At 54.1% G+C, this 25,087-nt stretch carries 19 protein-coding genes and 2 pseudogenes; 9 read left to right on the plus strand and 12 right to left on the minus strand.

What is annotated here, in order from left to right; translation table 11 throughout:
- Positions 1-21: 21 nt before the first annotated feature.
- Positions 22-906: a 23S rRNA pseudouridine(2604) synthase RluF gene (gene rluF, locus VRC33_RS21850; RefSeq protein ID WP_338576853.1), complete on the plus strand. Its 885-nt coding sequence runs from the start codon at positions 22-24 to the stop codon at positions 904-906.
- 16 nt (positions 907-922) lie between these two features.
- On the opposite strand, the gene fabY is transcribed toward rluF, so the two are convergent.
- The 5 genes and pseudogenes from fabY to typA form a co-directional block, all read right to left on the minus strand.
- Entirely contained in the window at positions 923-1,861 is a 939-nt protein-coding gene (gene fabY / locus VRC33_RS21855) for a fatty acid biosynthesis protein FabY (protein WP_338559434.1), read from the minus strand.
- Positions 1,862-1,917: 56 nt separating this feature from the next.
- Positions 1,918-2,355, minus strand: coding sequence for a D-aminoacyl-tRNA deacylase (gene dtd / locus VRC33_RS21860; RefSeq protein WP_338564388.1), 438 nt, complete (start codon positions 2,353-2,355; stop codon positions 1,918-1,920).
- Between the two features lie 15 nt (positions 2,356-2,370).
- A pseudogene (locus tag VRC33_RS21865) lies at positions 2,371-3,225 on the minus strand (virulence factor BrkB family protein); the annotation flags it as partial.
- Positions 3,226-3,822 carry a glucose-1-phosphatase gene (yihX, locus tag VRC33_RS21870; protein WP_338559436.1) on the minus strand — a complete coding sequence of 199 codons (597 nt, stop codon included), beginning with the start codon at positions 3,820-3,822 and terminating at the stop codon, positions 3,226-3,228.
- 142 nt (positions 3,823-3,964) lie between these two features.
- Positions 3,965-5,788: a ribosome-dependent GTPase TypA gene (gene typA, locus VRC33_RS21875; protein WP_338559438.1), complete on the minus strand. Its 1,824-nt coding sequence runs from the start codon at positions 5,786-5,788 to the stop codon at positions 3,965-3,967.
- A 435-nt stretch (positions 5,789-6,223) separates the two neighbouring features.
- Here typA and glnA point away from each other — a divergent pair, with 435 nt between their 5' ends.
- The 3 genes from glnA (at position 6,224) to glnG (ending at position 10,239) form a co-directional block, all read left to right on the plus strand.
- Entirely contained in the window at positions 6,224-7,633 is a 1,410-nt protein-coding gene (glnA, locus tag VRC33_RS21880; RefSeq protein WP_338559439.1) for a glutamate--ammonia ligase, read from the plus strand.
- A 139-nt stretch (positions 7,634-7,772) separates the two neighbouring features.
- On the plus strand, positions 7,773-8,822 hold the full coding sequence (gene glnL, locus VRC33_RS21885) for a nitrogen regulation protein NR(II) (RefSeq protein ID WP_338559440.1): 1,050 nt from the start codon (positions 7,773-7,775) through the stop codon (positions 8,820-8,822).
- A gap of 7 nt (positions 8,823-8,829) precedes the next feature.
- A complete protein-coding gene (gene glnG, locus VRC33_RS21890) occupies positions 8,830-10,239 on the plus strand; it encodes a nitrogen regulation protein NR(I) (protein WP_338559442.1) in 1,410 nt (469 codons plus the stop codon).
- 57 nt (positions 10,240-10,296) lie between these two features.
- Here glnG and VRC33_RS21895 read toward each other — a convergent pair whose 3' ends face one another.
- From VRC33_RS21895 to VRC33_RS21915, 5 genes and pseudogenes are all read right to left on the minus strand, one after another.
- Positions 10,297-11,133, minus strand: coding sequence for a DeoR/GlpR family DNA-binding transcription regulator (locus VRC33_RS21895; protein ID WP_338559444.1), 837 nt, complete (start codon positions 11,131-11,133; stop codon positions 10,297-10,299).
- Between the two features lie 117 nt (positions 11,134-11,250).
- Positions 11,251-12,201 (minus strand): D-ribose ABC transporter substrate-binding protein, encoded by a 951-nt coding sequence (locus VRC33_RS21900; protein WP_338559446.1) that lies wholly within the window; start codon positions 12,199-12,201, stop codon positions 11,251-11,253.
- 76 nt (positions 12,202-12,277) lie between these two features.
- Positions 12,278-13,329, minus strand: a pseudogene (locus VRC33_RS21905) (ABC transporter permease).
- Positions 13,330-13,354: 25 nt separating this feature from the next.
- Entirely contained in the window at positions 13,355-14,893 is a 1,539-nt protein-coding gene (locus tag VRC33_RS21910; RefSeq protein ID WP_338559448.1) for a sugar ABC transporter ATP-binding protein, read from the minus strand.
- On the minus strand, positions 14,890-15,543 hold the full coding sequence (locus tag VRC33_RS21915) for a DUF2291 domain-containing protein (RefSeq protein ID WP_338559451.1): 654 nt from the start codon (positions 15,541-15,543) through the stop codon (positions 14,890-14,892). Before VRC33_RS21915 ends, VRC33_RS21910 begins: the two co-directional genes overlap by 4 nt.
- 637 nt (positions 15,544-16,180) lie before the next feature.
- Here VRC33_RS21915 and VRC33_RS21920 point away from each other — a divergent pair.
- The 4 genes from VRC33_RS21920 (at position 16,181) to VRC33_RS21935 (ending at position 21,351) form a co-directional block, all read left to right on the plus strand.
- On the plus strand, positions 16,181-17,746 hold the full coding sequence (locus VRC33_RS21920; protein ID WP_338559453.1) for an FGGY-family carbohydrate kinase: 1,566 nt from the start codon (positions 16,181-16,183) through the stop codon (positions 17,744-17,746).
- Positions 17,747-17,787: 41 nt separating this feature from the next.
- Positions 17,788-19,317 (plus strand): glycerol-3-phosphate dehydrogenase, encoded by a 1,530-nt coding sequence (locus VRC33_RS21925; RefSeq protein ID WP_338559456.1) that lies wholly within the window; start codon positions 17,788-17,790, stop codon positions 19,315-19,317.
- Positions 19,318-19,332: 15 nt separating this feature from the next.
- Positions 19,333-20,265 (plus strand): TIM barrel protein, encoded by a 933-nt coding sequence (locus tag VRC33_RS21930; protein ID WP_338559459.1) that lies wholly within the window; start codon positions 19,333-19,335, stop codon positions 20,263-20,265.
- A gap of 78 nt (positions 20,266-20,343) precedes the next feature.
- Positions 20,344-21,351: a sugar-binding transcriptional regulator gene (locus tag VRC33_RS21935; protein WP_338559461.1), complete on the plus strand. Its 1,008-nt coding sequence runs from the start codon at positions 20,344-20,346 to the stop codon at positions 21,349-21,351.
- Here the strand turns inward: VRC33_RS21935 and hemN are convergent.
- Positions 21,337-22,695, minus strand: coding sequence for an oxygen-independent coproporphyrinogen III oxidase (gene hemN, locus VRC33_RS21940; RefSeq protein ID WP_338564389.1), 1,359 nt, complete (start codon positions 22,693-22,695; stop codon positions 21,337-21,339). The two genes, VRC33_RS21935 and hemN, sit on opposite strands and share 15 nt — an antisense overlap.
- A gap of 264 nt (positions 22,696-22,959) precedes the next feature.
- Entirely contained in the window at positions 22,960-23,493 is a 534-nt protein-coding gene (gene yihI, locus VRC33_RS21945; protein WP_338559463.1) for a Der GTPase-activating protein YihI, read from the minus strand.
- A gap of 555 nt (positions 23,494-24,048) precedes the next feature.
- On the opposite strand from yihI, the gene yihA reads away from it, so the two are divergent.
- Positions 24,049-24,684: a ribosome biogenesis GTP-binding protein YihA/YsxC gene (gene yihA / locus VRC33_RS21950; protein WP_338559465.1), complete on the plus strand. Its 636-nt coding sequence runs from the start codon at positions 24,049-24,051 to the stop codon at positions 24,682-24,684.
- Positions 24,685-25,087 lie beyond the last annotated feature (403 nt).

Here is a 25,087-nt window from a genome sequence, read left to right on the forward strand (position 1 = left end):
CCGTTTTTTTACGGAGGAACCATGCTGACCAACTCATCCATTCGTCTGAACAAATACATCAGCGAGAGCGGTATCTGCTCCCGTCGCGATGCCGATCGTTATGTCGAACAGGGCAACGTTTTTATTAACGGCAAGCGTGCCGCAGTAGGCGATCAGGTCTTCCCTGGTGATGTGGTGAAAGTGAACGGTCAGCTGATTGAGCCGCGTAATGAAGAAGATCTGGTGCTTATCGCGCTCAACAAACCGGTGGGCATCATCAGTACCACGGAAGACAGTGAGAAGGATAACATCGTCAATTTTGTTAACCACAGCAAGCGAGTCTTTCCGATCGGACGTCTGGATAAAGAGTCTCAGGGACTGATTTTCCTCACTAACCACGGCGACCTGGTGAACAAAATTCTGCGTGCCGGTAACGACCACGAAAAAGAATATCTGGTGACCGTGAATAAACTCGTGACCGACGAGTTTATTCACGGGCTTGGGGCAGGAGTGCCGATGCTCGGCACCGTGACCAAAAAATGCAAAGTGAAGAAAGAAGCGCCGTTTGTGTTCCGCATTACCCTGGTGCAGGGGCTGAACCGTCAGATCCGCCGGATGTGTAAACATTTTGGCTATGAAGTGACGAAGCTTGAACGTGTGCGGATCATGAACGTCAGCCTGAAAGGCCTGCCTCAGGGCGAATGGCGTGATTTTACCGATGATGAGCTGATTGAGCTGTTTAAGCTGATCGAGAATTCCTCTTCAGAAGAGGAGCCCACTAAAAAACCAAAGCCGAAGCCGAAAGCTAAACCCGCCGTGGCCAAAAAACCTGCCAGCAGCGGGCCTAAAGGCGCAGCAACGCCAGCCGAAAATGCAGCCGCCCGTAAGCGCTTTAACCAGCCGGGCCGGAAAAAGAAAGGGCGCTGAATCAGCGCCCTGAGCCTTACCCGCCGGAACCGCCCTGCTCCAGGGCTCCATCAGGATCGGCGGGCAGTACGATATAAACACCCTCAAACACCGCACCACAGACTTCATTGCCAAACAGTTCGACCTCCAGCTGCACCCTGGCTTTTCGACCACGCGCCAGCCTGTCCAGATCGCCACTCAACGAGCCCAGATCGGCTACCGCGCCCGGTTTCCCGGTGATCGGATGGCTGTAACGGATATGCGCATCGGCCAGAATGATGGTGCCCCCCAGATGACGCTCACGCAGTAACAGCCAGATCAACCCCCAGCCGGTCAGGGTGGCCAGCGAGAACAGGCTGCCCGCAAACAGCGTATGGTGCGGATTCTGATTGCCGGTCTCCGGCATGGTGGTGATGAACTTCTGCCCGGTAAATTGCAGAATCCGCACCCCCATTTTCTCACTGAGCGGGATATGATCGTACCAGGCCTGCTGCAGTTGTCCGCACCAGTCAGCGCGATGCAGAATGTCATCCAGTGACATCACCGATTTGATCATCAGAAAATGGCGAACCGGGGTGGTTTGCGGAACGGTGATTTCACCCTGATTGACATATCCCAGTTTGGCAAAGAACTCGACGGCATCTTCGCGGGCGCTACACACCACGCGCTTTGCCCCTTCCTGTCGCGCCACGGACTCAAGCGTCATGGCGACCAGCGTCCCCAACCCTTTGCCCTGCACTGAGGGATGAACGGCCAGGAAGCGGATAGCCGCTTCATTTTCCGCATTGATATACAGCCGGCCGGTTGCAACCGGATCGCCGCGCTCGTCCACCACCATCTGATGATGTGCCAGCGCATCCCAGGCATCTCTTTCAGAGCCCATAGGCTGATGAAGAGGCTTGCGCAACATTTCCCAGCGGAACTGATAGTAGATATCCAGCTCTTCTGCTGTTTCAGGCACCCGAAGATGATACATAAAATGGTTCTCTCTCTCTGAGCCAGCGCGGCCTTGCTGCCGTTCAGCCAGCGGCTTCACACCTGCAGCCAGAACGTCACGGGGCCATCATTGACCAGTGAAACCTGCATATTAGCGGCAAACCGTCCCGTTTCCGTAACGATCTCCTTCTCCCGACAGCAGCCAACAAAATAGTCATAGAGACGTTCGGCTTCGTCAGGATCGGCGCCACCAGAGAAGCTGGGCCGCATGCCTTTTTGGGTATCCGCAGCCAGGGTGAACTGCGACACCACCAACAGGCTGCCTCCTGCCTGCTGCACATTCAGATTCATTTTGTCGTTTTCGTCGCCAAAAATACGATAACCCAGCACCCGTTCGCACAGGCGCTGCGCTTTTTGCTGGTCATCGCCTTTTTCCACGCCGAGCAGGATCAGTAAGCCTGGTCCAATTTCGCCAGTGGTTTCACCTGCCACCTTCACGCTGGCACTCAGCGCTCGTTGAAGTAATGCAATCATGTCCGCTCGTCTTCTTCTTTTTTGTTCTTCCTGTTTCAGCAGACGATAGTCGCCCAGGGTGGCACTGATTTCTGCCCCCAGCAGTACGATACACCAGGTCCAGTATACCCACAAAAACAGGATGGGGATCACGGCCAGAACGCCGTAAATCAACTGATACGAAGGGAACATCGTAACATAGAGCGCAAAACCTTTTTTCCCCAGCTCAAACAGCAATCCTGCCACCAGCGCCCCAATCAGCGCGTCTTTACCCGCGACCTGTCGGGTGGGAACAATGCTGTACAGCAGAAAGAAAGCCAGCCAGGAAAGCAGCAGGGGAAAAACCCGCAGCCCATAGTCTATGACCCAGCTAACGCCCGTCACGGATGCCCAGCGCAGCGACAGCAGATAGGAGCTGATGGCTAGACTCGCGCCGGCCAGCAGCGGCCCCAGCGTCAGAATCATCCAGTAGACAGCAAAGGAGTAGACTATGGGGCGCTTGCGTTTACTGCGCCAGATGGTGTTCAGCGAAGTGTCTATGGCGTACATCAACAGCAGCGCCGTGACCACCAGGCCACAGGCGCCCACTGCCGTCATCTTGGTGACGTTAGCCACAAACTGCTCAAGATAGCTCTGAACCACCGTGCCTGAAGCGGGCACGAAGTTATTAAAGATAAACGTTTTTAACTGCGTACTGACATCAGCGAACGAGGGGAAAGCGGCAAAAAGCGCAAACACCACCGCGACCAGCGGCACCAACGACAGCAGCGACACATAGGCCAGGTTCCCGGCCAGAGTGGTCATTCCATCTTCTTCAATGCGCTGCCATAACAACTTTATCCAGGCCCAGAAAGCACGCATACGGTGCCGGTAGTGATTAACCAGGCTCATTTAAATACGATCGCTGAAGAACAATGGGACCACAGTGGCATCGGTAACGTGCACGCAGTGAATGCCCAAAGCCCGGGCAGCTTCAATATTGGCAAGATTATCATCAAAGAAAATGGCCTCTGCCACCGAGGCTTCTTCCGCATTCAGTAGTTGCTGCCAGATTTCGGGTTCAGGCTTACGCAAGCCCATCTCCTGGGAGAGATACAGCCTGTCTGCCGCTTCCTGAACTTCAGGATACTGGGTAGGCCAGAAAGCACAGTGTAATTTGTTGGTGTTAGAGAGGATGACGACTCTGTCCCCCTGCTCGCGCAGCTTGTGCATGATGGCGATGACTTCAGGACGCACGCCGACAAACACCGCCTGCCAGCCCGCAGCAAACTGCTCAAAGCTCAGGGCTACGTCCAACTGCTCGCACATCTGTGCGGCGAACTCTTCGTCACTGATTTCCCCCCGTTCATGCTGTTCAAAAGCCTCTCCCATCTGGAAACGGCTTTGCAGCGTAGCTAGCGGGACACGACCGAGATCGCTCCAGACGCCAAGAACCCGGTTGAAATCAATATCAACAATGACGTTACCTAAATCAAAGATATACAGCATGGTCATCTCCTTTTGTGCCGGTGAGCTATTCACTCTAGCGGTAAATCGGGAGGCTGAACAGGAGAGGGGTTTGAAAACGGAGAGAAGATTCAGGGCCGGAAGCGTTCCGGCCCTGAAGAGTGCAGCACTAAATTAAGGGAAATTAACCCTCTTTAGGACCACGGCTTGCGCGTTTACGATCGTTTTCAGTCAGGTGACGTTTACGAATACGTACGGACAGCGGAGTCACTTCTACCAGTTCGTCATCATCGATGAACTCGATAGCCTGCTCAAGAGTCATCTTGATAGCTGGAACCAGAGTGGTGGCTTCGTCTGTACCGGAAGCACGCATGTTGGTCAGTTTCTTACCGGTCAGGCAGTTAACGGTCAGGTCGTTAGAACGTGAGTGAATACCGATGATCTGGCCTTCATACACTTCCGCACCGTGACCCAGGAACAGCTTACCGCGGTCCTGCAGGCTGTACAGTGCAAAGGCTACTGCTTTACCCTGGCCGTTAGAGATCAGCACGCCGTTCTGACGCTGGCCCACTTCGCCCTGACGGATATCGTCGTAATGGCTGAAGGTGGAGTACAGCAGACCGGTACCGGAGGTCATGGTCATGAATTCGTTACGGAAACCGATCAGGCCACGGCTTGGGATAACGTAGTCAAGACGTACGCGACCTTTGCCATCCGGATCCATGTTTTTCATGTCCGCTTTACGTTCACCCATCGCCTGCATCACAGAACCCTGGTGCTGTTCTTCGATATCCAGCGTAACGTTTTCGAATGGCTCCTGCTTGCGGCCTTCGAAGTCACGGAAGATAACTTTCGGACGGGATACCGCCAGCTCGAAACCTTCACGACGCATGTTTTCAATCAGAACAGACAGGTGAAGCTCACCACGACCGGAGACGCGGAAAGCATCAGCGTCGGTAGTTTCTTCAACACGCAGCGCCACGTTGTGCACCAGCTCTTTGTTCAGACGGTCAAGGATCTGACGTGAAGTCACATACTTACCTTCTTTACCGCAGAACGGGGAGGTGTTGACGTTAAAGAACATGGTTACGGTAGGTTCATCAACGCTCAGAGCTGGCAGCGCCTGTACATTCTGTGGATCACAGATGGTATCAGAGATGTTCAGCTCGCCCAGACCGGTGATAGCGATGATATCGCCAGCTTCCGCTTCTGTCGCTTCGATACGCTCAAGACCCATGTGAGTCAGCACTTTGCCAACTTTCGCGTTACGGGTTTTGCCTTCGCTATCGATGATAGTAACCTGCTGGTTCGGCTTCACTTTACCGCGCTTGATGCGGCCGATGCCGATAACACCAACATAGTTGTTGTAGTCCAGCTGGGAAATCTGCATCTGGAACGGCGCTTCCATCTCAACCTGCGGAGGAGAAACGTGTTTCACGATAGCTTCATACAGCGGGGTCATGTCTTCAGCCATATCGGCGTGGTCAAGACCAGCGATGCCGTTGATAGCAGAAGCATAGATAACCGGGAAATCGAGCTGCTCGTCGGTCGCGTCCAGGTTAACGAACAGGTCAAAGACCTGATCAACAACCCAGTCTGGACGTGAGCCAGGACGGTCAACTTTGTTGATGACCACGATCGGCTTCAGACCATTAGCAAAAGCTTTTTTGGTCACGAAGCGGGTTTGCGGCATAGGGCCATCCGTTGCATCCACAACCAGCAGCACCGAGTCAACCATTGACATCACACGCTCAACCTCACCGCCGAAGTCGGCGTGTCCTGGGGTATCCACGATGTTGATGCGGTAGTCGTTCCATTTAATGGCGGTGTTTTTTGCGAGGATGGTAATCCCACGCTCTTTCTCCAAATCGTTGGAGTCCATTACGCGTTCAGTAGCTTCAGTGCGGGCGTCAAAGGTCCCGGATTGCTGCAGCAACTTATCAACCAGGGTAGTTTTACCATGGTCAACGTGGGCAATAATGGCGATGTTACGCAAATTTTCGATCACAGCTTTGCCTCAGGCATTAGAAATAGCGCGCTATTGTACACGGATTAATCGAAGGACTGAACAGGATCACAAATTTCAATTAAAGATAACTGTCAGGATTGCTTTTCTAACCATAAACAGTGCAAGAATTGCACTCCATCGAAAAAATGCACCAGAATAGTGCTGCATCAGCACTCGATAGCACCAAAATGGTGCGCGACTTCCATCATGGTGCAGGTCCCGTATCACGAGAGGGCGCATCATAGCGCTTTTTCAGGGTATTAATAAAGTTGGCATAGATTTCGCTTTATTACACCCAAGCGAAGAATGCCAGTTTCCACAACGGTTGATAGCTTGTCAGAGATCTTTATTATCGGTTGACTATGCCAGATAAGCAAAGTCCTGAATGAAGTTCTCTTACCACGACGACAATGACAAAATCCAGGAGAGTTAAGTATGTCCGCTGAACACGTTCTGTCGATGATGAACGAGCACGAAGTCAAGTTTGTTGATCTGCGCTTTACCGATACCAAGGGTAAAGAACAGCACGTCACCATTCCTGCTCATCAGGTAAACGCTGACTTCTTCGAAGAAGGCAAAATGTTTGACGGCTCCTCAATCGGTGGCTGGAAAGGAATTAACGAATCAGACATGGTTCTGATGCCTGACTCAACTACCGCCGTGCTGGATCCATTCTTCGAAGATCCTACGCTGATTATCCGTTGCGATATCCTCGAGCCAGGCACCATGCAGGGTTACGACCGCGACCCACGTTCCATTGCCAAGCGTGCTGAAGATTTCCTGCGCTCTTCCGGCATTGCAGACACCGTTCTGTTTGGCCCTGAGCCAGAGTTCTTCCTGTTTGACGATATCCGTTTCGGCAGCAGCACTTCCGGTTCCCATGTTGCTATCGACGATGTCGAAGCTTACTGGAACAGCGGTAAAGCTTACGAAGGCGGCAACAAAGGTCACCGTCCAGGTCTGAAAGGCGGTTACTTCCCGGTTCCTCCGGTCGACTCTTCACAGGACATCCGTTCTGCTATGTGTCTGACCATGGAGCAGATGGGTCTGGTTGTTGAAGCTCATCACCACGAAGTGGCTACAGCGGGTCAGAACGAAGTGGCAACCCGCTTCAACACCATGACCAAAAAAGCTGACGAAATTCAGATCTACAAATACGTTGTTCACAACGTGGCTCATGCTTACGGCAAAACGGCCACCTTTATGCCGAAGCCTATGTTCGGTGATAACGGTTCCGGTATGCACTGCCATATGTCACTGTCTAAAGACGGTAACAACCTGTTCGCTGGTGACAAATACGGCGGCCTGTCTGAAATGGCCCTGTTCTACATCGGTGGTGTTATCAAGCACGCTAAAGCGATCAACGCCCTGGCGAACCCGACCACCAACTCCTACAAGCGTCTGGTCCCAGGCTACGAAGCGCCTGTTATGCTGGCTTACTCTGCCCGTAACCGTTCTGCTTCTATCCGTATCCCAGTGGTTGCCAGCCCGAAAGCACGTCGTATCGAAGCTCGCTTCCCTGATCCAGCGGCTAACCCATACCTGTGCTTCGCTGCATTGCTGATGGCTGGCCTGGACGGCATCATCAACAAGATCCACCCTGGCGATGCGATGGACAAAAACCTGTACGACCTGCCGCCGGAAGAAGAAGCTGAGATCCCGAAAGTGGCTGGTTCACTGGACGAAGCTCTGGCTGCACTGAACGAAGACCGCGAGTTCCTGACCCGTGGCGGCGTGTTCACTGACGACACCATCGAAGCTTATATCGCACTGCGTAAAGAAGAGATGGACCGCGTTCGTATGACGCCACACCCGGTTGAGTTCGAGCTGTACTACAGCGTTTAACTGGTCTGACGTTTTTTGTTGCCGTGGAAACTTTAAGCCCATCTCCGGATGGGCTTTTTTCTCCACGAATTCATTGTTCAGGAAGACCAATCCCGGCTTCCCTGACTATAATGCACTGAAATGGTGCAGGAGAGAATGCATGGCAACTGGCACGCTGCCCGATGCTGGGCAGATCCTCAACTCCCTGATTAACAGTATTTTACTGGTCGACAGCGGACTGGTCGTGCATTACGCCAATCCCGCCGCCCAACAGCTGTTAGCGCAAAGTTCCCGCAAGCTGTTCGGTACACCGCTGCCGGAACTGATAGGCTATTTTTCACTGAATATCGACGTCATGCGTGAGAGTCTGGACGCAGGTCAGGGTTTTACCGACAGTGAAGTAACTTTAGTGGTCGACAGCCGTGCGCACATTATGTCGTTAACCGCACAGCGTCTGCCAGACGGATTAATTCTGCTTGAGATGGCACCGATGGATAATCAGCGTCGCCTCAGTCAGGAACAGATTCAACATGCTCAGCAGGTCGCCGCCCGGGATTTAGTCCGCGGTCTGGCACATGAAATTAAAAATCCGCTGGGTGGATTGCGTGGTGCAGCACAGCTGCTGGCGAAAGCCCTGCCCGATCCTTCATTAACAGAATATACCAAAGTGATCATTGAGCAGGCGGACCGTCTGCGCAATCTGGTTGATCGCCTGCTCGGCCCACAGCAACCGGGGATGCACGTCACGCAAAGCATTCATCAGGTTGCCGAGCGCGTAGTGAATCTGGTCTCAATGGAGCTGCCCGACAACGTGACGCTGGTCAGGGATTACGATCCCAGCCTGCCGGAACTGCCCCACGATCCGGACCAGATTGAACAGGTTCTGCTGAATGTCGTCCGCAACGCGCTTCAGGCGTTGGGTGAAGAGGGTGGCACCATTACGCTTCGTACCCGTACGGCTTTCCAACTGACGCTGCACGGCACACGCTATCGCCTGGTGGCACGCATCGATATCGAAGATGACGGCCCGGGTATCCCGGCGCAACTTCAGGATACGCTGTTCTATCCCATGGTGAGCGGGCGTGAAGGCGGCACCGGTTTAGGCCTGTCGATTGCCCGTAGCCTGATCGATCAGCATTCGGGAAAAATAGAGTTTAACAGTTGGCCAGGTCATACAGAATTTTCGGTTTATCTGCCTATTCGCCAGTGAGGTTTCTATGCAACGAGGGATAGTTTGGATCGTCGATGACGATAGCTCCATCCGCTGGGTGCTTGAACGCGCGCTCACTGGGGCCGGTTTAAGCTGCGCCACTTTTGACAGCGCTAATGAGGTGCTGGAAGCCCTTGCCAGCAAAACCCCAGACGTTTTACTGTCAGATATCCGCATGCCAGGTATGGATGGTCTTACGCTGCTTAAACAGATTAAACAGCGTCATCCGATGCTTCCGGTCATCATAATGACTGCCCATTCCGATCTGGATGCGGCCGTCAGTGCTTATCAGCAGGGTGCCTTTGATTACCTGCCTAAGCCCTTTGATATCGATGAAGCCGTGGCGCTGGTAGAGCGGGCAATCAGCCACTACCAGGAGCAACAGCAGCCACGCAATCAGCCGGTGAGCGGCCCCACCACCGATATCATTGGTGAAGCACCGGCGATGCAGGATGTTTTTCGCATCATCGGTCGGCTTTCCCGCTCTTCGATCAGCGTGCTGATCAACGGGGAATCGGGGACAGGTAAAGAACTTGTCGCTCATGCTCTACACCGTCACAGCCCACGGGCTAAAGCACCGTTTATTGCACTGAACATGGCGGCTATCCCCAAAGACCTGATCGAGTCAGAACTGTTTGGTCATGAGAAAGGCGCTTTTACCGGCGCAAATCAGATCCGACAGGGACGCTTTGAACAGGCTGACGGCGGTACGCTGTTCCTGGATGAAATCGGTGATATGCCTCTGGATGTGCAGACGCGTTTACTGCGTGTGCTGGCTGACGGACAGTTTTATCGCGTCGGTGGCTATGCGCCGGTAAAAGTGGATGTCCGTATTATTGCGGCAACCCACCAGAACCTGGAACTGCGGGTACAGGAAGGAAAATTCCGTGAGGATTTATTCCACCGCCTGAACGTTATCCGCGTGCATCTGCCTCCCCTGCGGGAACGTCGTGAAGATATCCCTCGTCTGGCGCGCTACTTCCTGCAGGTTGCAGCGCGTGAACTGGGTGTGGAAGCGAAGATCCTGCATCCGGAAACAGAAACAGCGCTGACCCGCCTGCACTGGTCCGGTAACGTTCGTCAGCTGGAGAATACCTGCCGCTGGCTGACCGTGATGGCTGCAGGACAGGAAGTCCTGATTCAGGATCTGCCTCCTGAGCTGTTTGAGACCTCCACCCCAGAAAATCCGGTGCAGTCTCTGCCGGACAGTTGGGCAACCCTGCTGGCACAGTGGGCCGATCGCGCGCTGCGTTCCGGTCATCAAAACCTGCTGTCAGAAGCGCAGCCGGAGATGGAACGCACGTTACTGACTACCGCTCTGCGTCACACGCAGGGGCACAAGCAGGAAGCGGCACGGCTGCTGGGCTGGGGAAGAAATACCCTGACCCGCAAGCTGAAAGAACTGGGAATGGAATAGTCCGTAGCAAAGGATAAATTTGTCGTTCCGCGCGCGTTTATCCTTTGCCGTTACCCCTTATCCGCTCACTTTCACGGGCGCGATCATGACGTTAATCCCGCTGTCGCGCATTTTTTCAATGTGCTGCAGCGGTGTTCCCTGATTAACAATCACCACATCAAACTCATCCAGCCTGGCAAAATGATGCAGCGCACGACGCTCAAACTTGGTGTAATCGCTGAGCAGAATGCGTTTTGCAGAAGAGTCAAACATCGCGCGTTTCGTTTCAGTGGTTTCCGCAGACTGGTGGAATACGCTGCCTTCGGTGATAGCCGACATACTGACAAAGAACAGATCGGCGCGCAGCGTGGCAATTTCCCGGCGGGTCATCTGGCCCATAAAAGCGTTGCACCAGTTATAAAATTGTCCGCCCAGACCGAGCAGATTCACGTCACGCACGTTGCGTAACTCTGTCATCAGCGGCAGTGAATTGGTGATAACGGTCAGCGGGGCACGCGCAGGCAGAAAGCGGGTCATTTGTAATACGGTGGTGGAGTCATCCATAAAGACGGCCTGGCCGGGATCGATCAGTCCGGCAGCCATCTCCGCAATCGCCCGCTTCTCATCCTGCTGGCGGGTTGCCCTGTAGACGTCGCTGGACTCCACCTGACTGGTGGAAGTGGCAGAGACAACGCCTCTGGCTTTTCGTAGCAGGCCGCGCTCCACCAGTTCATCCAGATCGCGGTGGGCTGTCATCAGGCTGATGCCGAAGCGGTCAGTCAGATCTTCGATACGAATGGATCCCTCAGCCACTACCGCTTCCACAATCAGCTGGCGCCGGGCTAACTGACGAGCCTGTCGGCTGTCACCGGGCATCTGTTCTGCCATAAAAATGTCGACGGCTTTTTGCGTCATGGAGCGTGCATCCAAAGTCAGATAAGGGAAGGTAAAGCGGCTTTATTAGACCCCCAATTCAGGGATTTAGCAAATCAGGGCGGAGCGGTGACGGATAAGCCGCCACCGCGCAAGCCATTATTCAGAAAGGGTGAAAGCGGAAGTGTATTTACTGACGTTTTCTTTGGTAATCAGTTTGCAGTCAAAAAGCTGTTTTTCTGTTTTCGCCCCGGTTTTACCGGTTTTGATAAACTGGTCAGCCTGCTGGACAGCTTTGGTTGAGAATTCGGAAACCGGCTGCATCACCGTGTAGGCCAGCGCGCCAGATTTAACGGCATCAACGGCATCCGGCGAGCCATCGAATGCCCCCACCACCACATTTTTCAGTTTGCCCGCCTCTTTCAGGGCCGCCACAGCACCCAGCGCCATTTCGTCGTTACCGCTGATGATGCCTTTGATATCCGGGTGAGCCTGCAACAGGGACTGGGTTTTATTGTTGCCCTGAGTACGATCCCAGTTAGCCACTTCTTTACCTACCTGCTTCAGATCCGGGTACTGTGACAGCACAGTTTCATAGCCGTTGGAGCGGGTTGCCGCATTGTTGTCTGAGGGGGAGCCAAGCAGCTCCACATAGTTACCGCTGTCGCCAACGACTTTCACCCATTGCATGGCCCCCAACGCCGCGCCCTGAGCGTTGTTGGAAACCAGCTGCGCTTTGGCCAGGCCACTCTGGTTCAGTTCGGCGTTGATAACGATGACCGGAATGCCGGCAGCAATGGCTTTTTTCACCGAGCCAACCGATCCGTCAGCGTTGGCCGGATCAAGAATGATCGCTTTAGATTTGTTGGTAATGGCGGTGTCGATCAGCTGACTTTCGGTATTGGTATCACCTTTATGCGCGCCCACTGTGGCGGTGTAGCCCAGTTTTTCCGCCTCTTTTTTTGCCACCATGCCTTCGGTATACCAGTAAGGATTGGAGGGATCGTTGACGATGATAGTCATCAGTCCGTTGGCTGCCCAGGCAGGTGTTGCGAGGGCGGTGATCAGCGCGGTGGCGGCCACCATCAGAATGCGTTTGCTGTTGAACATGGTCTGTCTCCACTTATCTTGGTGTAGGGTTGGTCTGAGTCAGGATAAAGGCGCCGGAGGATCCGGCGCTGGGGTCTTATTTCGATCGCTTACCGTATTGCAGGGTATTGAGCAGAACTGCCAGCACGATGACTGCGCCGGTGAACACCGTCTGCCAGTAGGCAGAGACGCCGATAATCACCAGACCATCCGAGAGAAAACCAATAACAAAAGCACCAAGCAGTGTGCCGCGAACGTTCCCGCGTCCACCGGTCAATGCCGCGCCACCAATAACCACAGCCGCAATAGCCGTCAGTTCGTAAGTCGTGCCGGCGGTCGGACCGGCAGAAGTCAGCTGCGAGGAGAGTACCAGTCCGGCGATAGCCGCACAGATACCGGAAAGCACGTAAACCGTGATTTTGACGCGTTTAACCGGCACGCCGGAGAGATCCGCAGCACGTTCATTACCGCCTGAAGCATAGAGCCAGCGGCCAAAAGCACTGCGACTCAGCAGGAATCCAGCCGCCAGGGCTATCACCGCCAGAATCATCACCCCAACAGGAATGCCGAGGATGCGGTTGAAGCCCAGCCAGTCAAAGCCCGTGTTGCCCAGTTCAACGCTGCCGGAAAGTTTGTTGTAGGTCAGGCCGTTAGTCATCAGCAGCGCGATGCCCCGGGCCACATACAGCGATCCCAGCGTAGCGACGAAAGCCGGCACGCGGAACCAGGCGATCAGCACACCGTTAATCAGGCCCACCAGCGCCCCCATTGCCAGCGTCAGTAACACCACCGCCCAGAGAGGAAAGTAGAGAATGACGCCAAAGGCTTCCAGATTGACACCCTGCATCAGATAACCGGCAAAAACCCCGGACAGGCCGAGCGTCGACCCTACCGAGAGATCGATACCGCCATTCAGGATCACCAACAGCATACCAATCGCAGGCAGGCCGAAGATCGCCACATGTGAAGCCATAGTAAGGAAGTTGTTGGTGGAGAAATAGTTGGGCGAAAGAAAGGAGAACACCGCCACAATCACAATCAGCGCGAAGAACGCCCGCCCTTCCAGCAGTAGTCTGGCAATGTTCACTCCGAACGCGCGCTTAGGGGGGTGGTGCTGGTCGAAGGCAATACTTGCGTTTTATTGGTCATAACAGGCTCCATCTCTTTCAGGACATCAGGCCACAAGGGATTCGCCAGAGGCGGCCATAATGCGTTCTTTGCTGACGCTGGAATCGAAAATCGCTGAGATGTGGCCTTTGTGCATCACCACAATGCGATGGGCAACGCTCAGGCACTCCCCCACTTCCGAGGTGGAGTAGATGACGGCCAGCCCTTCACGCGCATTCTCTGCCAGCAGCCGGAAGACCTCTGCTTTGGCGCCAATATCGATACCACGACTCGGTTCATCCAGCAGGATCACGCTGGGATGGGTGGCCAGCATTTTGCCGATGACCACCTTTTGCTGATTCCCGCCGGAGAGGGATCCGATGGCCGCCTCGCCGCCCGAAGTTTTCACCGTAACGTTTTGAATCGCGTTGTTAACCAGCTCTTTTTCACGTCGCGGCGACATAATCAGCCCACGGATAAATTCACCAATGCTGGCCAGCGTCAGGTTTTCGCCCACCGTCATGGTTTGCACCAGCCCATCGCGCTGCCGATCTTCTGGCACCAGCGCCAGCCCCTGTTCAATACGATCGCCGATGCTTAATCCGGCAATCGAATGGCCACGCAGCAGAATTTCACCCTGCGAGGCCGTCAGGCGTCCGGCAATACACTCCATCAGCTCCGTACGTCCGGCACCCATCAGGCCATAAATACAGACGATCTCTCCGGCCTTTACCGACAGCGAGAGGTTATCCACCAGCCGGATACCGCCGGTGCCCATTACCGTCAGGTCACGGACCTCCAGCGCCACCTCACCCGCTTCATACCCCTGTGGCGGAGAGCCAAGATCGAAATGATCGCCCACCATATTGCGTACGATCCACGCCAGGTCGATCTCGCTACGGGCGGCAGCGGCAGTCATCGCTCCGTCACGCAGCACCACGGCGTGATCGGTGATCTCCAGTGCCTCTTCAAGGTGATGAGAGATGTAAACAATGGCGACGCCACGCGCGGTGAGATCGCGGATGATTTTAAACAGCACCTCGACCTCAGCCGCGCTGAGTGCAGAAGTAGGCTCATCCATAATCAGAATTTGTGCGTTAACCGACAGCGCGCGGGCGATCTCAATCACCTGCTGCTGACCAAGCCGCAATGACTCCACCGGCGTTAACGGATCGATCTCTTCTTCCAGTGCCAGCATCAGTTCGCGGGTAAGACGTGCCTCTTCGGCATAATTCACACCCGTGGCAGTCATGATTTCGCGGCCAATAAAGATGTTATCGCGCACGTTCATATTGGGGGCCAGGTTCAGCTCCTGATGAATAATGGCGATACCGCAGGCGCGGGCATCGTTGGTGGAGTGAAAAATTTTGGGTTCGTTATGCAGCAGGATGTCGCCGGAGGTGGGAGTCACCACGCCGGAAAGGATCTTCATTAACGTCGATTTACCCGCGCCGTTTTCACCAAATAATGTGGTTACCTGTCCGCGACGGACATCAAAATTCACCCCTTTCAGCGCGTGTGTGGATCCATAGATCTTACTGATATTACGCGCCGAAAGAACGACTTCGCCCTTGTGTGCCGAGGGGTCATGCTCTGTTGCACTCATTTAACCTCCAGACTTACCGGCGTGATCAGCCAGCTGGTTGGCGTCAACAGCCGGAAGGCCCCGACCACATTGACGGTTTTACCTTTCAAATCCTGCCCTTTAAGGGGTTCCAGTACACTGGCTTTCATCGCACGGTTAATCGACGAGCCGGCATTCTGGTATTCGATCTGGTTTTTGAAATCACCAAACTGAATGGTGCCGGTTGCATCGCGCAGGTCGGTGCCGTTAATGGCCGGACCGGTCTGCATACGTACCCGTACCTCCTCCGGCATCCCCTGAACTTTCAGGTCGTAAATGCCACTTTTACTGGCGCCAGCCACTGCGTTTACCGAGACGGCAAACACCGGTACAGGAGAACCAACACCGTATTTCTCCGTGGCGGCCTGCTGGTCGGTCTTAAGTGCCTGATAAAGAACGGCAGCCTCAACCGCCCGCGATTCCACCGACTTTTTAATTTCCGGGAACGTGTGGGGACCATAGGTTTCTGGGGAAAAGCCCTGCTCAGCCACGTTTTCAGTTGAGCCGATCTTCACCACTTTGGTATCCAGCGCGATGGCCGCCAGCACCACCAGCGTGACAATAACCACTGTGGCTACACGCTTGCGGGTTCGGACCCTGGCCTGCCCGGGTAAAGCTGACGCAGTATTCATTTTACTGACCTCGTATTAATGCCTGCGGCGCCTGCCCGATGTCACTGGCAGTACAGCTGCTTCTGCTGTACCCCGTTAAGCAGGTAAGTCCGCTGCTGATATGTAACTTTTATGTGTTATAAATGTGATAATTCATTGGTTGAAAATGTTATATAAGACAGAGGTTGTCAACACGGCTTGTTCATTTTTTTCCAGTTGTCGATCTGGATCGCTCTTCTGATGCTTTCCTGCTTTTCCCCGCGTTATTTCTCTGCATTTTCTGCGTTAACTTTCACAGTGCGGGGAGGTTAACCAGGGATTTAAAACCGACACAGCCTGAAATTTATATATAATAAACAACATTTTAATTAATGTTAATATTGATGCTATCCGATCTTTACCCTCTTACTTTCCTCTTACGCCAGGGATAATTGCATTGACTGAGTCGCAGGCTAAAAACAGAACAAATTGTGATCAGAATCGACATCCGGCACGAAATTTATTATTTAATTGGAAAAAAAATACACTATTAGTGTTAACTGTGTGATAGAGAATTCACGGCTTTACCGCCTTGTGAATTAACAAAGAAAAAACATACCAACAACAAACAACCTTACCCCCCGGCGTTATTGAACGTCGTCACGCTCTGGAGACCTGCATGGATAACCGGGAGATTATTGTCGGGATCGACGCTGGCACTTCCGTTGTCAAAGCGGTGGCTTTCGATACCGAAGGCAGGCAGCTTGGCACCGGGGCTGTCCGCAATCATTACCAGAGTGGGCCGGAAGGGTCTGCGCAGCAGGATATGGCGCGTACCTGGCGGGATTGCGTTAAAGCAATCCGCTTGCTGGCACTTGAGGTAGCTAACCTCTCTCAGCGAGTGGTGGCGATTGCGGTGACAGGCCAGGGGGATGGAACCTGGCTGGTGGATAAAAACAATCAGCCTGTGGGCGATGCCTGGATCTGGCTGGACGGGCGGGCCGCCCCTACGGTACAGAGACTCAACGCGGGCCCGGCGGCCAGAGCGCGTTTTGAAGCGACCGGCACCGGATTAAATACCTGTCAGCAGGGGGCTCAGATAGCCCATATGGATCGCTATTTCCCTGAGCTGTTGAGTCGGGCAGAAACTGCTCTGCACTGTAAAGACTGGTTGTACCTGAACCTTACAGGCATCCGCGCAACCGATCCTTCAGAAGCCAGCTTCACCTTTGGTAATTTCCGCAACCGTCAGTACGACGACCAGGTCATTGAGGCGCTGGGGCTGACTCCACACCGTCACTTATTGCCGGAAATTGTGGAGGGTACCGAAGTAACACATCCGCTAAATGCAGAAGCAGCTCAGGCGACAGGCCTGCCTGAAGGAACACCCGTCTGTCTGGGCTATGTCGATATGGTGATGACGGCCCTGGGCGCAGGTGTCCATACCGGGGAAGAGAATACCGGCTGCTCTATCGTAGGCTCTACCGGTGTACACATGCGCGCTGTCACAGCCGACCGCGTCTGGCTGAACCAGCAACAGACCGGTTATGTGATCGCCCTGCCTGTCCCCAATGTAGTGACTCAGGTTCAGACCAATATGGCGGCCACCCTGAATCTCGACTGGGCGCTGAATCTGGCGGCCTCGCTGATTAATGATTTTGGTGGCCAGGTTGACCACGGCATGCTGGTAAAACAGATCGACCGCTGGCTGGCATCCGCCCCACCAGACTCCCTGCTGTTCCATCCCTATATCTCAGAAGCCGGTGAGCGAGGCCCTTTCGTCAACGCTGACGCCCGCGCCAGTTTTATCGGCCTCAAACCCCAACACGGCTTTGCCGATCTACTGCGTTCGGTCATAGAAGGGATAGGCCTGGCTGCCCGCGACTGCTATCAGGCGATGGGCGAAATCCCCCGTGAAATTCGCCTTTCTGGCGGCGCAGGTCGCTCGGCACAACTCCGGCAGATCTTTGCGGCAGCGGTAGGCGCACCGGTGCGCATCAATGCCCGGGAAGAGGCCGGTGCGGCAGGCGCCGCCATGATGGCCGCCGTGGCTATCGGCGCTTATCCCGATATGGAGTCCTGCGTGAAAACCTGGGTCACTCCGCTGCTGGGGAACAGTGAGCAGCCAGAGGGGAAGGAACTGGCCAGGTTTACCGCGCTTTATGGCAGCTATCGCCAGGCACGGGAGCTTCTGCCGCCTGTCTGGAGCGGGCTGCATGACGTGCGTAAACGCTTTGAAAACTGAGGTTACACGGGGCGACACGTTCGTCTGTGAGGAGTGAAAAAATGAGTGAAGCACCTCTGCTGGATCTGTTTGTTATTGGTGGCGGCATCAACGGCGCGGGCATTGCACGCGATGCAGCGGGCCGCAACCTGACCGTAATGATGTGTGAAAAAGACGATCTCGCCCAGGGCACCTCTTCCCGTTCCGGGAAGCTGATCCACGGTGGCCTGCGTTATCTGGAATATTATGAATTTCGTCTGGTACGTGAAGCCCTGATTGAACGAGAAGTGCTGCTCAACTCGGCGTGCCACATTATCTGGCCAATGCGCTTTGTGCTGCCGCACAGCCCGGAGGATCGTCCGGCATGGCTGGTACGATTGGGCCTGTTTCTCTATGACCATCTGGGAGGCAGACAGAAACTGCCGGGCACACGAACCCTGAATCTCAAACGTGACCCGGAAGGCGCGCCGCTGCTGAATAAATACACCCGTGGCTTTGAATACTCCGACTGCTGGGTTGATGATGCCAGACTCGTCACTCTGAACGCGCTGGATGCTGCCGAACGCGGCGCCACCATTCTTACGCGAACCCGCTGCCTGGCCGCCGTGCGCCATACCGATAGTTGGGAAATAACGTTACAGGATGGCACAAATGGCACCACCCGGACCGTGCGGGCGAAAGCCCTGATCAACGCCGCAGGTCCCTGGGTACTGGATATCATTCAGAACGTAACCCATACCCAAAGCAGCCGTAAAGTGCGGCTGGTTAAGGGCTCTCACATTATCGTGCCGAAGTTTTGGGAAGGGCAGCAGGCTTATCTGGTGCAGAACCACGACAAGAGGGTGATCTTTATTAACCCTTACGAAGGCGATAAAGCGCTGATCGGCACAACCGATATTCCCTACGATGGTGAGGCAGAAGGCGTCACCGCAGATGAGAGTGAAATTCAGTATCTGATGGATGCCGTCAATCGCTACTTCAAGGTGAAACTGACGTCAGAAGATGTGCTGACCAGCTTCTCAGGCGTACGCCCCCTGTTTGATGATGGTAAGGGTAACCCTTCTGCCGTGACGCGCGACTATCTGTTCGATCTGGACAGCCAGGGTGGCGCGCCCTTGCTGCATGTCTTCGGCGGTAAAATCACCACTTTCCGCAAACTGGCGGAGCATGCGCTGCAACGTCTCAGCAGCTATTTCCCGCAGATGGGCAAGGACTGGACCCGTAGCGCGGTGTTGCCGGGGGAAATCCCCGATGCGGATTTTGAAAGCTTCTCACAGCAGTTGAAGATGCTCTATCCGTGGCTGCCTCGTGCGCTGCGCAAGCATTACACCCGGCTGTATGGTGCACGCAGTAACGTGATCCTGGGCAAAGCGATCTCTCTTGAAGGGCTGGGACGTCACTTTGGCGGACAACTTTATGAGGCTGAGGCTCGTTATCTGGTGACACATGAGTGGGCGCAGCAGGCGCAGGATATTCTGGTGCGTCGTACCAAGCATGGCCTGCACCTTACCCAGGAGCAGCAGCAGCAGTTTACGGTCTGGTTCAATGACCAGTTTGTTGGCAAGCCGGTCAGGCTGGCGGGCGCAAGCTGAGGGAAGGAGGCAAAAATGGCACTGACACTCTCACTGAATACCAATCCGCTGGTAAACCGTTTCGCAGAGCCTGAGGATTTGATCGACACCGTGGCGCATCAAATCCGCATCCGCGATCTTCAGCTGACCCATGAGTTTATTAATCCTGGCTGGCCTGCCCCGCTAATCCGCAGCATGACAAGGCGTATGAAGGCAGCGCTGGACCGCACCGGCGTGCGGGTAACGTCGGGCATGACCGGACCCTATGGCCGGCTGAATCATTTTGGTCATCCCGATCCGGCTGTGCGTCGCTATTATGTCGACTGGTTTAAAACCTTTGCCGACATCATTGCCGAACTGGGAGGGAAATCCGTGGGTTCGCAGTTTGCGATCTTCACCTATCTCGACTTTGATGATGCCGGACGGCGTGAGGCGCTGACAGAACAGGCAACAGAATGTTGGAGAGAAGTGGCAGAACATGCGAAAGCCGCCGGGCTGGAGTATCTGTTCTGGGAACCCATGAGCATTGGACGTGAATTTGGCGAGACGATTGAGCGCTGCCTGACTTTGCAACGGCGGCTGGAAGCGGCACAGATGGCTGTTCCAATGCAGTTGATGGCGGATATCGATCATGGCGATGTCACCTCAGACAATCCGCGGGATTACGATCCCTATGCCTGGGCTGAATCGGTGCCGGGCTGCTCTCCCATTATTCACATCAAGCAAAGCATGCAGGACAAAGGCGGCCACCGTCCCTTCACCGCAGACTATAACGTTAACGGACGGATACAGCCTCAACCTCTGCTCGACGCGCTGCAACGCGGCGGCGCAAAAGACAACGAAATTTGCCTGGAATTAAGTTTTAAGGAACGTGAGCCGAGCGATCGTCTGGTGGTCCGGCATATCGCTGAAAGCGTCGCTTTCTGGCAGCCCTGGATTGATACCGGCGCGCAGAATCTGCACCTGTGATGCTGGACATCGGGCGCTGAAGCGGTAAGGTACATCCTACTTTTTCGGGCAAGGTCGCCCACAGCACAGAGGTAAGCGATGAGACAGACAGTAGCCCCCAGAGACGTGGATGATTCTCTCGCGCTACGTGCTGCCTGGCTTCACTATGTGGGCGGGCTGACTCAGGCGGAAGTGGCGAAACGGCTGGGACTGCCGTCGGTCAAAACTCACCGCATGATCGCCAGAGTCGTGGCTGAAGGCGCGGTAAAAGTCAGCATTGACGGCGATATTGTGGAGTGCCTGGAGCTGGAAAACCGGCTGCGCCAGCGCTTCAGTCTCGGTTTCTGTCAGGTGGCGCCGGATTTGGCGGAACAGGGGCTTCCTGTCAGGGCACTGGGCATGGCGGGGGCAGATTATTTACGCTCACAGCTACTGGCCAACCCGCAGGCCACCATTGGCCTTGGTCATGGGCGAACGCTCGCGGCGATGATCCACCAGATGCCACGGATGGACGCTCATCAGGTCCGTTTTGTCTCGCTGCTGGGTTGCCTGACCCGCAGTTATGCCCTCAATCCCCACGATGTTATGCATCGTATCGCCGATAAAACCGGAGGAAGCGCTTATATTATGCCGGTGCCCTTCTTTGCCAATACCCAGGAAGACAAGCAGGTACTGCTGGCCCAAAGTGGCGTGAGCGAAGTCTTTGCTTTGGCGCAGAGTGCGGCCCTGAAACTGGTGGGGATTGGCACGGTTGAGCCAGCGGCTCAGTTAGTCGAAGCGGGGATGATTCAGGAGGATGAGATCCGCGACATTTCGGCCTCCGGGGCAGTGGGCGAAATTCTGGGGCACTTTATTGATAAAAAAGGCTACCAGGTGACCACCCCGCTGACTTCCCGCACCGTAGCCGTATCGCTGGGGCCTAATCACCGGGAGCGCATAGTGGCCATTGCAGGCGGACCTGGAAAAATTGAGGCCATTCGCGCCGTCCTGAAAGGCGGCATCCTGCACGGCCTGATCACTGATGAACTGACAGCAGAGGCGTTACTGACGGAAGAACAGAGTTCTGCCGGTATGGCACTGGCTGAACGCTCTTCAGATGACTCGTGAAAATTGCTTTGTACGCGCCTTCTGACGCAGGTATACGTCAAAGCACATGCAGATATTCCTTACCAGCAAACGTCCCTTAGACGTCACCTGGATGCCCTTGCTGTGGCATTCCACCAGCCCGTCTTTGATAAAGGGCGCCAGCAGAGCCATATCTTCAGCAAAATAGTCCTCAAATGAGTGACCGGCAGGAGCAAAGTCGGCAAAATTCAACGCGAAATTGCACATCAGCGTTTTGATCACATCACGCCGTAAACAGTCATCCGCGGTGAGCTTCACCCCACGCCAGAGTGCGGTCTGTTTCTGTTCTACCGCCGCATACCAGGTTTTCAGCTCTTTCTCGTTTTGCGCATAGCTGTCGCCGATCATACTGATGGCAGAAACCCCCATGCCGAGGAGGTCGCTATCGCCCTGGGTGGTATAGCCCTGGAAATTACGGTGTAGCTTGCCTTTGCGCTGCGCAACCGCCAGCTCATCGCCAGGGCGGGCAAAATGATCCATGCCAATAAACTGATATCCCTGTGCAGTCAGCGTGGCGATCGATTGTTGCAGGATATCCATTTTCTGCTGAGCATTGGGCAGATCGGCTTCTTTGATTTTACGCTGTGCGGCAAACAGGGCGGGCATGTGTGCGTAGTTAAACACGCTCAGCCGGTCGGGATTCAGGTCGATGACTTTCTTCAGGGTAAACGCGAAGCTTTCCGGCGTTTGCATCGGCAGACCGTAAATCAGATCAAGGCTGGTGGAAGAGAATCCCACCTTGCGCGCCCGATCAATCAGGTCGATGATCGCCTGTTCATCCTGAACGCGATTCACCTTCTCCTGCACCTCTTTGTTGAAATCCTGCACTCCCATGCTCAGGCGGTTAAATCCTTCCGCACGCAGATGGTCCAGCACATCCAGTTCAATCTCACGCGGATCAACCTCAATCGACAGCTCCGCTTCGCCACTGAAGGTAAACATCTGACGTAACACCGTCATCAGACGGGTAATCTGGGTTTTACTCAGATACGTTGGCGTGCCGCCGCCCCAGTGCATCTGCGTCACGGTTCGGTGGCGAAACAGTGCAGAACGCGCATGAATTTCTGCCGTCAACGCATCCAGATAAGCATCGGCTTTCTGCTGCTGGCGAGTCACAACTTTATTACAGCCACAGAAGTAGCAAAGGCGATGACAGAAAGGAATATGGATATAGAGCGACAGAGGCCGGTCAGGATAGCGTTGTGCCGCCAGGCGGAACGTCGTTTCGTCGTATGCTTCAGTGAATTCCAGCGCGGTAGGATAGGAGGTATAACGGGGGCCCGAGATGTTGTACTTCTGAATCAGCTGCTGATCCCATTCAATCATCTGCGTCACGGTATTCACTCCTGCGTTGGCGTCTGGATGCCGACCGTCGGGTGAGAGGGGAATGCCGTAAAGAGTGGCTGACGGTCGCTTTCTGTATTCGGGCTCTTAACCGCGAAAGACGACGTAGTTTAACCAACAACCCGCCCAGGCTGCAGAGCAGAATCAGCACGAAAATTGATCCAGGCCAATTCATCAACAGAGAAACCTTTAAAAAGGGCAGCGCAATAATGCGCCACCGCAATTTTTCTCAGAGAAACGAAAAAATCAGTTCCCGCCCTTCAGCAGACGGTACATGTCTTCTTCAGCTTCTTCATCCTCAACATCATCATCCAGCGCAATACCCAGCTCCTCCATCAGCACATCGATGCGGTCCAGGGTCTGGTCGAGCCAGGCCTGATCTTCTGCTGACAGCGTCTCTTCTTTTTCCAGGCGGTTCAGCAGCGTATCCAGACGCTGATCGTTTTCCAGCGCGGTCAGTTCTTCCCTTGGGGACAAGCTGACTTTTTTCTCTTCAACAGGTTTAGCCACTTTTGCCGTTTTTTTCACCGGCTGAGTTTCTGCGGTGGCCGGACCCAGAGCAACTGGCTTTTTGCTGCCAATACGGGGATCTTTGTTGGCCTGACCGCCGCCGCTCTTCTGGCTGGTAGTAACAGGGTTTGCCCGGCTGCCAGAAGCGTTACCGCGATGTTTTTTGTCGCGCTTACGATCGCGGGCTTCCGCGTTAGTTTCATCACGCGTTTTACGTTTGGTTTTTGCAGCCGGTTTTTTATCCTGGGGCGCGCGTGCAGGTTGCTTCATGATTTCTGCTCTCAGACTATTTATATTCAGTATAGAATTGCGGCGGAATCTAGCAGAAAGCAGACAAAGAAAAAAGGCGCCAGGTCACCCTGTCGCCTTTTTTCACACCTTCCGCAGAAGGACTGACTTAGTCAGCATCCTTTTTAGCACACAACATCCCGGTTTTCCTTTGCCGTGGGGCCCTCTCCTGGACGCCATCCTTTCCCTGTCGTGTTGTTTCCAACAACACATTCCATCCCCGCTCGTCATCATCCTGATGTCCCTGAGCGCTTCATCCTGAAGTGAACCCTCCTGGTTCTGCCAACAACTTTAGACTAAATAGTCAAACTCACAAGGTGACCTGAAAAAAATTTAATGCTTCCAGTAAGTATTATTGGCTAAGTCCCTGTAAACACACTACTCAGTCACTTTACCGCCCGGAAAAAAGAGGAAACATCTGGCAAACTTAATGGCAGATCTCTTACACAGCCCCTTTCAGAAAACAGGTCGGCTGGGCGCTTTCATTCTATACAGGGTATACTCAGCGCAATTGACCTTATATCTGGAGTTTTTATTTTGTCTGGCTGGAATTATCACGTTACCCATTTTGTCACCAGTGCCCCTGACATCCGTCACCTTCCAGCCGATACCGGACTTGAAGTGGCTTTTGCCGGACGTTCCAACGCCGGTAAATCCAGCGCACTGAATACGCTGACCAATCAAAAAAGCCTGGCCCGTACCAGTAAAACCCCTGGACGTACGCAGCTGATCAACCTTTTTCAGGTAGCAGAAGGCTATCGTCTGGTCGACTTACCGGGTTACGGTTATGCCGAAGTGCCGGAAGAGATGAAGCTGAAGTGGCAGCGTGCGCTGGCAGAGTATCTGCAAATGCGCGAATGTCTTAAAGGCCTTGTGGTATTGATGGATATCCGCCATCCGCTGAAAGATCTGGATCAGCAGATGATCCAATGGGCGGTCCAGAGCGGCATTGAGGTACTGGTGCTGTTAACGAAAGCCGATAAGCTGGCTTCTGGCGCGCGTAAAGCACAGCTGAATGTGGTGCGTGAAGCGGCGAAAGGCTTTGTGGGTAACGTCCGGGTTGAGATGTTCTCTTCGCTTAAGAAAATCGGCGTGGATAAGTTGCAACAGCAGCTGGATACCTGGTTCAGTGAACTGCCTCCGGCAACTCTGGAAGAGATCCCCGAAGAATAACCCCTCCTGCCAGAATAGCGCCCAATAAAAAACGCCCCAGTCTTAACGACTGGGGCGGCTAAAATATTCAGCCAAATCCGATTACTTGAAGTAAAAGGTTTGAAAGATAGAACATCTTACCTCTGTACCCTACGTCTTAAACTCTACATGATTTTCTGGACCCTAAAAAGGGTTTTTTGTAGTTAATTTCCATAAAACACGGCAAGTTATCCTACTCAGCTCACAGAAAACGGCGCTGCTTGTAGCTTAATTACAAAAAAAATGCTTTCAGGATAACTGCTTAGGTTAAAGCCTGAACGGAAATCTGCGTAAGTCTTAAGCGGACCTGCTAAACCAAAGCATTTTCTTATAGGTAGAAAATGAGACTGAATCCTTCATGAAATCAGTCTCATCCGGTCACAGC

This window comes from Erwinia sp. E_sp_B01_1, assembly GCF_036865545.1.
In the GTDB taxonomy this organism is placed as follows: domain Bacteria; phylum Pseudomonadota; class Gammaproteobacteria; order Enterobacterales; family Enterobacteriaceae; genus Erwinia.